Below are 13372 nucleotides of genomic sequence, written 5' to 3'. Positions count from 1 at the left end.
ATGTGTGACGATTGTTTGGACCTTCACACACTAATGTCAGTAATTTTCGGAAGATTCAGCTTTATACCTCTGTATGTTTCTCGTATACCGCATCCAAAAAATAATAGAAAGAGGGTCAAAACAGAATGAAGAAATTCAGTCTATGGGCAACAATGTTGTTAGCATTTTCTCTACTCCTAGCTGCATGTGGTGGTTCGGATAGTGGAAATGGTGAGGGAGAGTCAAAGTACGATCTCGCAGAAAGCGATAAGTTTACCTTTGCATCCTCGGGGGAGTTTGCACCATTTAGTACGACAGATGCTTCAGGTGAAATGTCTGGATTTGATATTGAAGTAGCTGAAGCGGTTGCGAAAGAATTAGGGTTAGAACCTAACCAAGAGAAATTTAAGTTCGCAAGTATTGTCGAAGGTGTAAAAACAGGTCGTTTCGATGCAGCGGTAGCTAGTCATACGATTACAGATGAACGAAAGAAAGCTGTAGATTTTTCAACGCCATATTATTATTCAGGTCCACAAATCTTTACAAGACCAGATAGTGATATTCAAACACTCGATGATTTGAAAGGGAAAGAAATTGCTGTTTCTAAAGGTTCAACTTATGCAAAAACTGCAAAAGAAGTAACCGATCAAATTAGAGTTTATGATAGTGATGTAACCGCGCTTGAAGCATTAAGTAAAGGGAAACATGATGCTGTTATTACAGACTTTGTAACTGGAAAAGAAGCGATCGGTAAAGGGTTCAAAATTGAAGCAAGAGAATTACTTGGCAGAAGTGAGCAAGCGATTGCTGTCTCTAAAGAGAATGAACAACTATTGAAAGATATTAATAAAGCACTCGAAACTTTACGTGAAGACGGAACATTAAAGGAACTGAGTAAGAAGTACTTTGGTGAAGATATTACGACAAAGCCTGAGTAATTGATGGAAATCCTTTCGAATGTGCGCAATTATGCGCACATTCGTTTATTAAGCACGTCTTCTAGCGATACAAGCTTTGATTTAACAACTTAATTAGATGCTGAAGGAGATGATACACGTTGCCAAGTTTTGCTCACTTTTTTGAGACATTTATTGATAGTTATCCAGTGTTCTTTAAAGGTATGCTACTTACCTTGCAGGTTACAGCAGTATCTATTTTCATCGCAATTTTTATAGGACTTTTCTTCGCAATACTGAAAATTTCTAAAATAAAAGTATTGGAAGGTATTGCAAATGTCTATATTTACATTGTGCGAGGAACACCGTTGATCGTACAAATCTTTATTTTCTACTTCGGACTTTCAGAGTTGAATATTTCAGGGTTCTGGTCTGCGACGCTCGCGCTCGCCTTCCATAACGGTGCTTACATAGCGGAGATTTTCCGTGGCACGATCCAGTCCATTGACAAAGGTCAAATGGAGGCAGGACGTTCCTTAGGAATGACGACAGCTCTTACGATGAGAAGGATCATTTTACCACAAGCGTTCCGCAGAGCTCTCCCACCTCTCGGGAATCAGTTCATCATAGGGTTAAAGGATTCCTCGTTAGCTGCATTCATTGGTATGTACGAGCTATTTAATGTAGCAACAACTTCAGGTGCAAATAGCTTTGATTCAATGACTTATTTATTGATCGTAGCTGTTTACTATTTGATTCTCGTTTTCTTATTAACAGCCGTTGTTGGCATAATGGAGAAAAAGCTCTCAGCTAGTGATTAAAGGAGTGAGTGGATATGAGCGAAAAACGTGAAATGATCAAAATAGAGAAATTGAATAAGAAATTCGGTGACTTACATGTCCTTAAAGATGTCGATATGGTTGTCAAAGAGAACGATGTTGTCGTATTGATTGGAGCAAGTGGTTCCGGTAAGAGTACCTTACTCAGGTGTCTTAATTTCTTAGAGATTAAAAACGACGGGAAAATTATTATTGAAGAGAAGGAAATCGATCCTAAGAGTGATAATTTGAATAAGGTCCGTGAAAGGGTCGGAATGGTCTTTCAGCATTTTAATCTGTTTCCCCATAAAACAGTGCTTGAAAATGTGATTGAAGCACCTACTATGGTTAAAGGATTAAGTAAAGCGAAAGCAATGAAAGAAGGGAAGGATTTGTTAGATAAAGTCGGTCTTGCAGACAAGGCCAATGTTTATCCTTCTAAATTATCCGGGGGACAAAAGCAACGTGTTGCAATCGCTAGAGCGCTCGCTATGAAACCTGATATCATGTTGTTTGATGAACCAACGTCAGCATTAGACCCTGAACTGGTTGGAGAAGTTTTATCAACAATGAAACAATTAGCCAAAGAGGGAATGACGATGGTTGTCGTTACACATGAAATGGGATTTGCGAAGGAAGTAGCTGATTGGGTATTCTATATGCATGACGGAAGGATTGTTGAAAAGGGGCACCCAGAAGATCTTTTCAACCAACCTAAAGAACAACGAACACAAGATTTTCTTAGTTCTATACTGTAATAGGTAATATGAAAACCTGGCTAACCATTTCGGTTGGACCAGGTTTTTTTGATCTCTATTTTTTCTTAATAAGATAGCCTCCGACAAGGATAAGGATTACTGGCCAAAAACGTTCTGTGTACTGGATGATTTCCCTAAATATGCCGTTTGTTTGACTAGCGAACAACGCAATGAGTGCCAGAATTGTTAATGCAGCTCCTAGCCAAAGTCCACTCTGCTTTGTTTTGTTGTACTGTAGAATAAATCCAACTCCGATACTTAATAAATAAACGATCCATATCGCGGGCCAATTTGATATATTGCCACTCGCATAGTAGTGAATCGCAATGCCACATATGACTACCCCGGAGAATAGCGCATATGGCTCTTTTCTTTGAAGTAAGAAAGCAATACCGATAATCAATAGAAATGCAGGTAAAGCATCCATTTCACCAATGAAAGGAACAGCCCATTGTTTAGATAGAAAGTATAGTCCGATCCCTGCGATCAAAGTCCCTGGAAAGATACCCTGTTTCATGATTTCCTCCTTTAGTAGAAACGTCTTAGACGTGTTGAATTTTTGCGAAAAACTTCGAAATTTGATACATTATAAGTGGTTATTGGCTATATAGAGCTAGTTGTACTAATTAACTCAATATCCGGGAATACTTATTCGTATCCGTCAGGAATTATTTTATCATAAGACATTCAAACACTGTTCACATTTCTAACATCTATGGATGGCATGTCCATGTTATACTATCTAGTGGAAATAACTATGAATGTTTTATTTTTGATTGTCTACTATTAAGACTTATTTTAATACATATTACTTACAGGGGGTGACGAACGATGCACATTTTAAAAGTAGGATTAAACCATAAGACTGCCCCGGTCGAAATCCGTGAAAAAGTGTCCTTTCAACCTGGTGAGTTGGAAATGGCGCTGAAGAAATTAAGGGAAACAAAAAGTATACTTGAATGTGTGATCGTCTCGACCTGCAATCGTACTGAAATTTATGCAGTCGCAGACCAGTTACACACTGGGCGATATTATATAAAAGCATTTCTTGCTGATTGGTTCGCTTTGGATAAAGATCTTCTTACACCATATTTGAAGATACAAGAACGTGAAGATGCGATTGAACATCTCTTTAAGGTCGTTTGTGGATTAGATTCTATGGTCTTAGGCGAAACACAAATTCTTGGACAAATTCGTTCAAGCTTTTTCTCAGCACAAGAAACAGGAACGACAGGAACGGTCTTTAATGAGTTGTTCAAAAAAGCTATCACACTTGCTAAACGCGCTCATTCAGAAACGGATATCGGTGAAAATGCAGTCTCAGTTAGTTATGCAGCTGTCGAGCTTGCTAAGAAGATCTTTGGCGGTCTTGAAAGAAAGAACGTCTTAATCGTTGGAGCAGGAAAAATGGGAGAATTAACTGCAAAGCACCTTTGCAGTAACGGAGCCGAAGAAATTACGGTGTTGAATCGAACGTATGAGAAGGCGGAAGAATTAGCGACACGCTTTAATGGTACAGGCTACACGATGGACCACTTAGAGGAGTCTTTATTAAAGGCTGACATAGTGATTAGCTCAACAGGTTCAACTGACTATGTATTGAGCAAATCTATTGTTGCTCCGATTTTGAAGAAACGTAAAGGGAAGCCTCTTTTCATGGTTGATATCGCAGTTCCAAGAGACTTGTCGCCAGATCTGCAAGATTTAGAAAGTGTATTCTTGTACGATATTGACGACCTTGAAGGCATTGTTGAAGCCAATTTAGCTGAGCGTCAGTATGAAGCTGAGAAAATTAAAGTGATTATTGAAGAAGAGCTACTTGCTTTCTTAAATTGGATCAATACGTTAGGCGTCGTACCGATTATAACGGCTCTTCGACAGAAGGCTCTTATGATTCAAGGGGAAACGTTGAATAGCATTGAACGTAAAATGCCTGAATTGACTGATCGTGAACGTAAGGTTCTTAGTAAACATACAAAGAGTATTGTGAATCAACTGCTTCGTGATCCAATTACTCGGATAAAGGAACTTGCAGCTGAACCAAACGCGCATGAACACTTAGATTTATTCACACAGTTATTCGGGATTGAAGAAGAATTGGACAGGGTTTTAAAAGAGGAGCGTCTTGCTCGCGAACAAAGTATGTCGGAGGCTGAAGAAGAAAAAAATATTTCATCACCAGCTTCTAGTCCGGCTGTTAATTAGTCTTGCTCCCTGGAGAGGAGTCATATCGTGAGTAGTTTTAGGTGGATTTATGACCTTACAATTATTTTATACGCATTAAGTGTATTAGGATATTTTGTTGATTTCCTACAAAACAACCGGAAGGCGAACCGAATTGCCTTCTGGTTGCTTTCTATTGTCTGGGTATTGCAATTTGCCGTTCTAGTCTTTCGGGTATTTGAAACGAATCGATTTCCAGTATTGACGCCGACTGAAGGGCTATTCTTTTATTCATGGATGATTGTAACCCTATCATTATTGATCAACTGGTTCTTCCGAGTTGACTTTTTTGTTTTCTTTACAAATATTATTGGATTTATCCTAATGGCTGTCAGTTGGTTTGCACCAAACAGTTATGTCTCTCCTCAATTTTCAGATCAATTGATTAATGAGCTTGCTATCATCCACATTACGATGGCTTTCATCGCATATGGTGCGTTTACGTTGTCTAGCATCCTTTCAATTATGTATGTGACGCAGTACAACATGTTGAAAGAGAAGAAAGTCGGGAAGAAGCTCTGGCGATTTGATAGCCTTGGGAAGCTAGACAATTTATCATATCTCCTTAATGTAGTAGGGGTCCCAATCATGTTCCTTAGCTTAGTTTTGGGGTTGATATACGGCTATAAAATGAATCTTGCACCTGCTATTTTCTATGATGCTAAAGTAATTAGCTCATTCATTGTTTTGATTGTTTATGGTTATTATTTATATTTAAGGGTTGTAAGAGGCACTTATGGTCGACAATTATCCTATTGGAATGTTGCGGGATTGCTTGTCATCCTGATTAATTACTTTTTGGCGGCTACATTGACAGAATTTCATCTTTGGTACTAGTGGTACCTTGTAGGATAAGTTGTACATCGATACCTTCATATACACAAAAAAATATCAAATATTTATTGAAATAAATTTTCAGTTTGGAGGCCAATTATGCGAAAGATCGTTGTCGGTTCTCGTAGAAGTAAATTAGCAATGACCCAAACACGTTGGGTGATTGATCAGTTGAAAAAAGCGGGTGCACCATTCGAGTTTGAAATTAAAGAGATCGTCACAAAAGGTGATCAAATTCTAAATGTAACTCTATCCAAAGTTGGTGGAAAGGGATTATTCGTTAAAGAAATTGAACAAGCAATGATTGACGAAGAAATTGATTTTGCAGTTCATAGTATGAAAGATATGCCATCGGTTCTTCCTGATGGATTGGAGTTAGCATGCACACCTCCACGTGAAGACTATCGTGATGCACTCATTTCTGAGAATCATACCAAATTTGAAGATCTTCCAGCTGGATCAGTAATAGGTACGAGTAGTCTCAGAAGAGGCGCACAACTATTAGCGAAGCGTCAGGATATTAAGATTCAATGGATTCGTGGTAATATTGACACAAGGATTTCTAAACTTGAAACGGATAATTACGACGCGATTGTCCTTGCAGCAGCAGGACTTAAACGTATGGGTTGGTCAGATGACATCGTTACTGAGTATTTAGAACAAGACGTTTGTATCCCTGCAGTAGGACAAGGTTCACTTGCTATTGAATGTCGTGAAACAGACCAAGAATTAAAGTCTTGGTTAGAGAAGATTAATTGTCCAGAGACATTCGATACGGTAAAAGCTGAACGTGCATTCTTAAGAACACTTGAAGGGGGATGCCAAGTTCCGATTGGTGGACTTGCTGAGCTTGATTCCGAGTCAAGTATCATTAAATTGACTGGATTTGTATCAACGCCTGACGGTAAAACAATTATTAAAGATACAATTGAAGGCACAAATCCTGAAGAGATTGGAACAGTGTTAGCTAAACGCCTAGATGAACGAGGCGCAAAAGATATATTAGATCAAGTTAAAGAGGAGCTTGATCAGTCATGATGAAACGGGAGAAGCCTTTATCAGGTCAGAAAATATTAATAACGAGATCTGAGGAACAGGCGCTTCCTTTTGTTCGTGAAATTGAAAAAAAAGGAGGGGAAGCGCTTGTCATCCCCCTCCTTTCTTTTCGGTTACCAGATGATACGTCAAATGTGAGACAAGCCATCCATCAGGTCGATGATTTTCAATGGATTGTTTTTACATCTCAAAATGCTGTTCGTTTTTTTATCCAATTGATGAACGAAGAAAAACTACCTATAAGCAGGTTGCAAGCATGTAAAATTGCAGCAATCGGAAGAAAAACGTATCATTTACTTAAAGATTTAGGTGTGAAGGTAGACTTCTACCCTTCTGAGTTTGTTGGAGAGCAGTTTGTAACTGAATTTAAAACTCAAACGGACCGGTCAGATCGTGTATTCATTCCACACGGTAATTTATCAAGATCGACCATTAAGGATTCACTTAGAGAATTTGGCTTAGATGTCCATGATGTCATTCTATATGAGACGTATTTTGACCCAAAGCATCAAACTAAGTTAAGAGAAGTGATGGATCAGCATATTGATATTTTAACTTTTACAAGTCCATCAACTGTTCATTTCTTTTTCAAAATAGTTGGAGAAGACTTTTCGTTAAATGATCGTTACACAGCGTGCATTGGACCGATTACAGCTAACGCACTTAAAGAATATGGGATAAGCGCAAATATCATTGCAAAAGAATATACGATTGACGGCTTAGTCGATTCGATTGAGTCCTTTATTCAAAAGGAGGAGTAACATTGAACAATATATTTCAACGCCATCGCCGTTTGAGAAACTCAGACAGCATGAGAGCACTTGTGAGAGAGACAGCACTACATAAAGAAGATCTTATCTATCCATTATTTATCATCGAGGGTAAGGACGTGAAGAAGGAAGTACCTTCAATGCCGGGCATTTATCAATATTCTTTAGATCGATTAGATGAAGAGTTAGATGAGATTGTTGGATTAGGTATTCAATCCATCATCGTATTCGGTGTTCCGAAGGACAAGGATGAGAAGGGGACTTCTGCGTATGCGGAAGAAGGGGTTATTCAACAAACGATTGCATTTGTTAAAGAAAATTACCCGCAGCTAACCGTTATTGCAGATACGTGTTTATGTCAGTACACAGACCATGGACATTGCGGTGTCATTCATGAGGGTGATGTATTGAACGATGAATCATTAACGTTATTAGCACAAACTGCAGTATCACAAGCGAAGGCAGGAGCAGATATCATTGCTCCTTCTAATATGATGGACGGATTTGTAGCGGCTATCCGTGCGGGACTAGATGAAGCTGGGTATCAGGATATACCTATTATGTCCTACGCAGTGAAATATGCATCTGCATTCTATGGTCCATTCCGAGATGCAGCTCAAGGTTCTCCTCAGTTTGGTGATCGAAAAACTTATCAAATGGATCCTTCGAATCGATTAGAGGCAATCCGTGAGGCGCAATCTGATTATGATGAAGGTGCTGACTTCTTAATGGTCAAACCTGCACTTGCTTATCTAGACATTATAAGAGAAATAAAGGATCGCTTCCCACTGCCTCTCGTTGCTTATAATGTAAGTGGTGAGTATTCGATGATTAAAGCTGCTGCATTAAATGGTTGGGTAGACGAGAAATCGATCGTAATGGAAAAGCTGATTGGAATGAAGCGAGCTGGTTCAGACTTAATTATTACTTATTTTGCAAAGGATGCAGCGCGTTATATTGACGAAAGATAATGAGATAGGAAGGGTGTAATGATGACAAATCGTTCATTTGACAAATCAAAGGAAGCTTTCTCAAAGGCAACACCGTTAATGCCAGGAGGCGTAAACAGTCCTGTTCGTGCATTTAACTCGGTGAACATGGATCCGATTTACATGAACCGCGGAAAAGGATCAAAAATTTATGACTTAGATGGAAACGAGTATATTGACTACGTCCTAAGTTGGGGACCACTCATTCTTGGTCATGCTGATGATCAAGTCGTTGAATCTCTTAAGAAGACAACAGAATTAGGGACTAGCTTTGGTGCACCTCATGAAATGGAGACGAAGCTTGCAGAATTAGTAATTGAGCGAGTCCCTTCAATTGAGGTTGTCCGAATGGTTAATTCGGGAACTGAAGCAACGATGAGCGCGCTACGCTTGGCAAGAGGATATACGGGACGTAATAAAATCCTTAAATTTGAAGGATGTTATCATGGTCACGGAGATTCATTGTTAATAAAAGCGGGTTCAGGAGTAGCAACTCTAGGATTACCGGATAGTCCAGGGGTACCGGAGTCCATTGCGATGAATACGATAACCGTTCCTTATAATGACGAAGAAAGTATTCGTTATGCTTTTGAACAATATGGAGATGACATCGCAGGTTTAATTATGGAGCCGGTAGCCGGAAATATGGGTGTTGTGCCACCTAATGACGGATTCCTTGAGTTTGTACGAGAAATCACTACGAAACATGGTTCACTTCTGATCTTTGATGAAGTGATGACTGGTTTCCGTGTCGGCTACCAATGTGCTCAAGGTCATTATGATGTCACTCCAGATTTAACTTGTCTCGGAAAGGTCATCGGTGGCGGACTACCAGTAGGTGCCTATGGTGGGAAGAAAGAGATTATGGATCAAATCGCACCAAGTGGACCGATTTATCAAGCAGGTACTTTATCTGGGAACCCTCTTGCAATGACTGCGGGTTACGAAACATTACGTCAGCTTTCTGAAGAATCTTATGATGAATTCAATAGAAAAGCAGAACGGTTAGCAGAAGGTCTATCTGAAGCTGCTTCAAAATACGGCATTCCGCACCACATTAATCGAGCTGGGTCGATGGTTGGCTTCTTCTTCACAGATCGTGAAGTCGTGAACTATGAAACAGCAAGTTCTTCAAACCTAGAAGCTTTTACGACATATTTCCAAACGATGATCGAGCAAGGGATTTCCGTACCACCATCTCAATATGAAGGGTTGTTCTTATCTACAAAACATACAGATGAAGATATAGAAAAAACTATTGAAGCCAGTCACCATGCATTTAAAGCTGTAGCTGACATGCTTCAAAAATAAGTTTTGCACAATCAATACAACTTTTGGGAGTTTGGCGATAGCCATGCTCCCTTTTTTGATAAGTAAAGAGAGGAGGATTTTTTAGGAGGCAGTAGTTTTGCCAAGTTTTCTTTAGGTATAAAATCAGCTCTCATACATACATCTGTATTGTACAGGAATAATTGTGTTGAGAGGGGGAGTTTGCTTTGACAGAACGCAATCCGTCTAAGCTACAATTTTCAATAGAGGAATCAGTTTGGCTCAATAAGGGACAGGAGGTTGATGAGCTTTATAACATTGCGCTTGATCCAAATGTAACGATTGAGGAAACGGAAGATCAGGTGTGCATTAAAGGTTATTTATGTTTAACTGGCGAGTACAGTTATAAAAGTGAGGATCAACCAGAAGAATCAAACTCTGTAAATCCATTAAGCTATCGATCATTTTCGCAACTAGAGGACATGCAAGAGGAGACAGTAAAGTTAGATCACCGATTCCCAGTTGATATCACGTTACCGAAAAGTCGAGTTCAAAATGCTGATGAGCTTTATGTTGCTGTAGAACAATTCGATTATGATCTGCCTACTCCGTCATGCATAGAAGTATCTGCTTCAATTTGTGTATCTGGCGTTTACGAAAATCAAGATGAAGAGACGTATGCGGACTCATATGCGTCTGAGGAAGTAATGGTAGAGGAAGAAAGTCAATATGACTTCTCAGAAGAAAATGCAAATCCATTCCCAATTCTAGAATTTGAGTCAAGAAGAGCACCACAATCTTACGGTCAAGCAGAAAAGGTAGAGGAGACAGAGTATCAAGCTCCTAGACGAGAACCGCAAGTGGGATTCTCAGGAAGAACTGAGGATCAAAGAGCTTCTGAAGAGTTTTCCGTTAATTATATGAGGGGTCCTGAATACCAACAACCACCTCAACAACCGTATAGAGATGAAATGTACTCATCAGAAAATCAAAACTACGTGGAAGAGGAATACGAAGAAGAATACAGTTATGAAGAGGACGATTATGAGTACGAAGAGTACGAAGAGGACGATGATTCAAGCGAATCGGATAACAGCAATCGTCCACAGCGTGAAGAAAATGCACTTTATCTAACCAGTATGGTCACAAGAGATGAGGAAGTTCTTACAAAAATGAAAATGTGCATCACGCAAGCTGGAGATTCATTAGATACGATCGCCGGAAAATACGATGTGCCAGCGAGTCATCTCATGCGTGTGAATCGGTTAGAGAGTGAAGAAATTGAAGAGGGACAAATTTTATATATTCCAGTATCGGCTCCTCGTTAGGATGGTGGCGCGATGAGTATGGATATATTGGAGCTTATTGAAGAAAATTACGCGTTAAAACCTCTCCGATGGAAACAGAAAAATGAAGTAATGGAAACAGATTCGGGAACGAAGCGATTACGAATTTGGTCAAGCGAACAATTAATGAATTGGCATTTCCATTGGAGAGAACAACTTGAAAGTAATGATCTATTAACGGATAGAATGATTAGAACACGTAGAGGTAAATGGCATTTGCCATACGAGGGAAGCTTTCTCACTCTTCATGATGAAAGGTATGAACCATTTCCGAAGAATGGATATGAACAAAATTGGGGGTTCCTGATCGGTAGGTTACTTACCAATAGTATCAACCAGATGAGTGATAACCAAGAACATGTTCAAGAATCGAGAGATGAGTTGTATCGGTCTTTTGGTTTGCATAGGACTGATTTGAATCTCCCTTTATTAAACAGGAGTATACCTGAGGCAAGGAAAAGGTTAACGACATTTGATAATATAAGAAGCCGTTATCGTCACCTGAAAATACCTTACCTAGAATCAACACTCATGACACACCAAGGTAAACGTGTGCATGGTCGATTTTTTTGGCAAGGTGGAGAAGGTGAGCCGCAAAGAGGACTTCAAGGGTTATGTGAATTGCTTTCAGATTGGAGAATTTCAACGGATACCCAATCCCTTTATAAATTACTAGACTCAATTCACGAAACGTTCCCTATTGAGGGAGGATATGATCAGCTCTTAGCTGCAGAACTTATTGCGCCGAGAGAAGTACAACGGTGTATTCAACGATTAGAGTCTGGTGAAACGAATACCACTAGTGCAACGCTCGATCAATTTGAACGAGAGTGGGAAGCGAATCGGACCCTTGTTGAAGAAGTGTGTCATTGGATCGATCATCGCTCAAAGAAGGTGATCACATGAGGGCATCATCTATTTCAATCGACGGTCTCATTCTCTACTATTATGATTTATTCCCTGATAAGGTTGAAGCATATGGAAAGGTACAGAAAATCACCACTCGAAAAGGAACGTATGCATTAAAAGAAACAGATATGGGACCTGAACAAATGACTTGGTTTCTCCATTGTATGGAACGGTTGCATGAGTTAACGTATGATCATGTTGTGCCGATTACGCCAACCAAATATGGGGATCCTTATGTAGTGGTGAACAATCGTTACTATTATGTAACGAAGTGGTATGAGCATGATGGTAGAAATGATTTTGCATATGAGGAATTCATTATAGATGAACTCGGAAAACTGCATGCAAATACTGTCAAGGCCCAAACTTTTTCAGAAGATGTAGTTAAAGATTCTTACACCGGATTATTAAAGCGTTTCGAACAACGACAGCTTGAAATGGAAAGATTCACAGAGCTAGCTGAAAGGCAAACCTACATTTCACCTTTTGAACTTCGTTATTTATCTCAATTTCATAAAATGATGCGAATAGCTGAAGAGGCGAAACATAAGGTGAATGAATGGTACTCAACCTGTGAACAGAATAAACGGTATCGAAGCGTACTATGCCACGGTCGTCCATTCCGAGGGCATGTTGTTCAAGACCAATTTGGTGAAGGGAACTTTATTAATTTTGAACGGGCGATTTTGGATACGCCAGTTCGAGATCTAGCCTATTTCTTTAGAGCAGCAGCACAATATCCAGAGTGGAGTGAGTATTCCGCATTAGAATGGCTGAACCGATATGAGAGCCATCTACCTCTTCTAATAGAAGAAAAGGTTTTACTCGCTAGTTACTTGAAATTCCCTGAGCCTGTATTTTCTACAATCCAAACGTATCAAGGTTCTCCAAGTACGTCTCAACTGGACCTTGTCCGCAAATTGGACCGAAAATTGAATGTCATGAAAGCATTAGATCGATTTGCAGATCGATTTCTGCAAGAAGCAATACCGGAACAAGAGTAATGGATCAAACTAACCAGCGCCTCCAATCAGCTCTTGTAAAACTGAAAATCAACCTTACTGGAGGTGCTGGCTCTTCTAAAGAGTCAGCTATTTTCGTTTCTGATCACCAGAACTCATAATAAATCGCCAAGTGAATGCCTAATAGTAAGACAACGAGGAAAATGTCAAACGGGGATGGAAATAAAATTGTACGTATGCCTTGAAATATGAGCAATGGAAAGACGAATTGCGCACAAATTGCACGAAACTGACGCAAATGAAAGTGGAATCGATTCTTGTCAAAACCCCGCCTTCTCCTCATCATGTTGCTCCTTTCTATGCAATAGGTTTCTATAAGCTATGACAGAAGCCCATAAATGGTGCCCATTTTTGTTTAAAAATCAAAAAAAGTGGAAAGCCTATTGACTACAATAAATTTCATAAGTAAACTAGATAGTACTTATATTGAATAATAAAATTAAAATATTAGGCCGTGATTGGGAAGAGTAAATTGTAACCCCTTTAGAGAGAGGAATCATTAG

13 protein-coding genes and 1 other annotated feature (1 of these 14 only partly in view) are annotated in these 13372 nt (G+C 39.4%); of the genes, 12 read left to right on the top strand and 1 reads right to left on the bottom strand.

Going from position 1 to position 13372, the window contains the following annotated elements; genetic code table 11:
- The first annotated feature begins 125 nt into the window (after positions 1-125).
- The 3 genes from L2716_RS10360 to L2716_RS10350 all read left to right on the top strand — a co-directional run bounded on the left by L2716_RS10360 (position 126) and on the right by L2716_RS10350 (position 2451).
- Positions 126-917: a transporter substrate-binding domain-containing protein gene (locus L2716_RS10360; RefSeq protein WP_236334301.1), complete on the top strand. Its 792-nt coding sequence runs from the start codon at positions 126-128 to the stop codon at positions 915-917.
- Positions 918-1036: 119 nt separating this feature from the next.
- The gene (locus L2716_RS10355; protein ID WP_236334299.1) at positions 1037-1696 is read left to right on the top strand and encodes an amino acid ABC transporter permease; all 660 of its coding nucleotides are present in this window, start codon (positions 1037-1039) and stop codon (positions 1694-1696) included.
- 14 nt (positions 1697-1710) lie between these two features.
- Positions 1711-2451 (top strand): amino acid ABC transporter ATP-binding protein, encoded by a 741-nt coding sequence (locus tag L2716_RS10350; RefSeq protein WP_329610114.1) that lies wholly within the window; start codon positions 1711-1713, stop codon positions 2449-2451.
- A gap of 55 nt (positions 2452-2506) precedes the next feature.
- Here L2716_RS10350 and L2716_RS10345 read toward each other — a convergent pair whose 3' ends face one another.
- Complete coding sequence (locus L2716_RS10345) at positions 2507-2968, bottom strand: hypothetical protein (protein ID WP_236334297.1); 462 nt, start codon at positions 2966-2968, stop codon at positions 2507-2509.
- Between the two features lie 314 nt (positions 2969-3282).
- Here L2716_RS10345 and hemA point away from each other — a divergent pair, with 314 nt between their 5' ends.
- The 9 genes from hemA to L2716_RS10300 all read left to right on the top strand — a co-directional run bounded on the left by hemA (position 3283) and on the right by L2716_RS10300 (position 12851).
- Positions 3283-4656 carry a glutamyl-tRNA reductase gene (gene hemA, locus L2716_RS10340; RefSeq protein ID WP_236334295.1) on the top strand — a complete coding sequence of 458 codons (1374 nt, stop codon included), beginning with the start codon at positions 3283-3285 and terminating at the stop codon, positions 4654-4656.
- A 27-nt stretch (positions 4657-4683) separates the two neighbouring features.
- Positions 4684-5511 (top strand): cytochrome C assembly family protein, encoded by an 828-nt coding sequence (locus tag L2716_RS10335; RefSeq protein WP_236334293.1) that lies wholly within the window; start codon positions 4684-4686, stop codon positions 5509-5511.
- Between the two features lie 96 nt (positions 5512-5607).
- Positions 5608-6546, top strand: coding sequence for a hydroxymethylbilane synthase (hemC, locus tag L2716_RS10330; RefSeq protein ID WP_236334291.1), 939 nt, complete (start codon positions 5608-5610; stop codon positions 6544-6546).
- Positions 6543-7325: a uroporphyrinogen-III synthase gene (locus L2716_RS10325; protein WP_236334289.1), complete on the top strand. Its 783-nt coding sequence runs from the start codon at positions 6543-6545 to the stop codon at positions 7323-7325. Before hemC ends, L2716_RS10325 begins: the two co-directional genes overlap by 4 nt.
- A gap of 2 nt (positions 7326-7327) precedes the next feature.
- Positions 7328-8305: a porphobilinogen synthase gene (gene hemB / locus L2716_RS10320; protein ID WP_236334287.1), complete on the top strand. Its 978-nt coding sequence runs from the start codon at positions 7328-7330 to the stop codon at positions 8303-8305.
- 18 nt (positions 8306-8323) lie between these two features.
- Complete coding sequence (gene hemL, locus L2716_RS10315) at positions 8324-9634, top strand: glutamate-1-semialdehyde 2,1-aminomutase (RefSeq protein WP_236334285.1); 1311 nt, start codon at positions 8324-8326, stop codon at positions 9632-9634.
- 185 nt (positions 9635-9819) lie between these two features.
- A complete protein-coding gene (gene spoVID, locus L2716_RS10310; RefSeq protein ID WP_236334283.1) occupies positions 9820-10920 on the top strand; it encodes a stage VI sporulation protein D in 1101 nt (366 codons plus the stop codon).
- 12 nt (positions 10921-10932) lie between these two features.
- Complete coding sequence (locus L2716_RS10305) at positions 10933-11844, top strand: hypothetical protein (RefSeq protein ID WP_236334281.1); 912 nt, start codon at positions 10933-10935, stop codon at positions 11842-11844.
- Positions 11841-12851, top strand: coding sequence for a protein kinase family protein (locus L2716_RS10300; RefSeq protein WP_236334279.1), 1011 nt, complete (start codon positions 11841-11843; stop codon positions 12849-12851). Before L2716_RS10305 ends, L2716_RS10300 begins: the two co-directional genes overlap by 4 nt.
- A gap of 463 nt (positions 12852-13314) precedes the next feature.
- Positions 13315-13372, top strand: a binding site (T-box leader) (it continues 170 nt past the right edge of the window).

Origin of the sequence: Pseudalkalibacillus berkeleyi, assembly GCF_021608225.1 — a bacterium.
GTDB lineage: Bacteria > Bacillota > Bacilli > Bacillales > Fictibacillaceae > Pseudalkalibacillus > Pseudalkalibacillus berkeleyi.
The sequence above is the reverse complement of the archived record's forward strand: the minus strand, read 5'-3'. Positions and strand labels throughout refer to the sequence as shown.

Excerpts from the sequence above, each read along its gene's own strand:
- L2716_RS10360 (WP_236334301.1), top strand. The coding sequence starts at position 126 with ATGAAGAAATTCAGTCTATGGGCAACAATGTTGTTAGCATTTTCTCTA.
- L2716_RS10350 (WP_329610114.1), top strand. The coding sequence starts at position 1,711 with ATGAGCGAAAAACGTGAAATGATCAAAATAGAGAAATTGAATAAGAAA.
- L2716_RS10345 (WP_236334297.1), bottom strand. The coding sequence starts at position 2,968 with ATGAAACAGGGTATCTTTCCAGGGACTTTGATCGCAGGGATCGGACTA.
- hemA (WP_236334295.1), top strand. The coding sequence starts at position 3,283 with ATGCACATTTTAAAAGTAGGATTAAACCATAAGACTGCCCCGGTCGAA.
- hemC (WP_236334291.1), top strand. The coding sequence starts at position 5,608 with ATGCGAAAGATCGTTGTCGGTTCTCGTAGAAGTAAATTAGCAATGACC.
- L2716_RS10325 (WP_236334289.1), top strand. The coding sequence starts at position 6,543 with ATGATGAAACGGGAGAAGCCTTTATCAGGTCAGAAAATATTAATAACG.
- hemL (WP_236334285.1), top strand. The coding sequence starts at position 8,324 with ATGATGACAAATCGTTCATTTGACAAATCAAAGGAAGCTTTCTCAAAG.
- L2716_RS10305 (WP_236334281.1), top strand. The coding sequence starts at position 10,933 with ATGAGTATGGATATATTGGAGCTTATTGAAGAAAATTACGCGTTAAAA.
- L2716_RS10300 (WP_236334279.1), top strand. The coding sequence starts at position 11,841 with ATGAGGGCATCATCTATTTCAATCGACGGTCTCATTCTCTACTATTAT.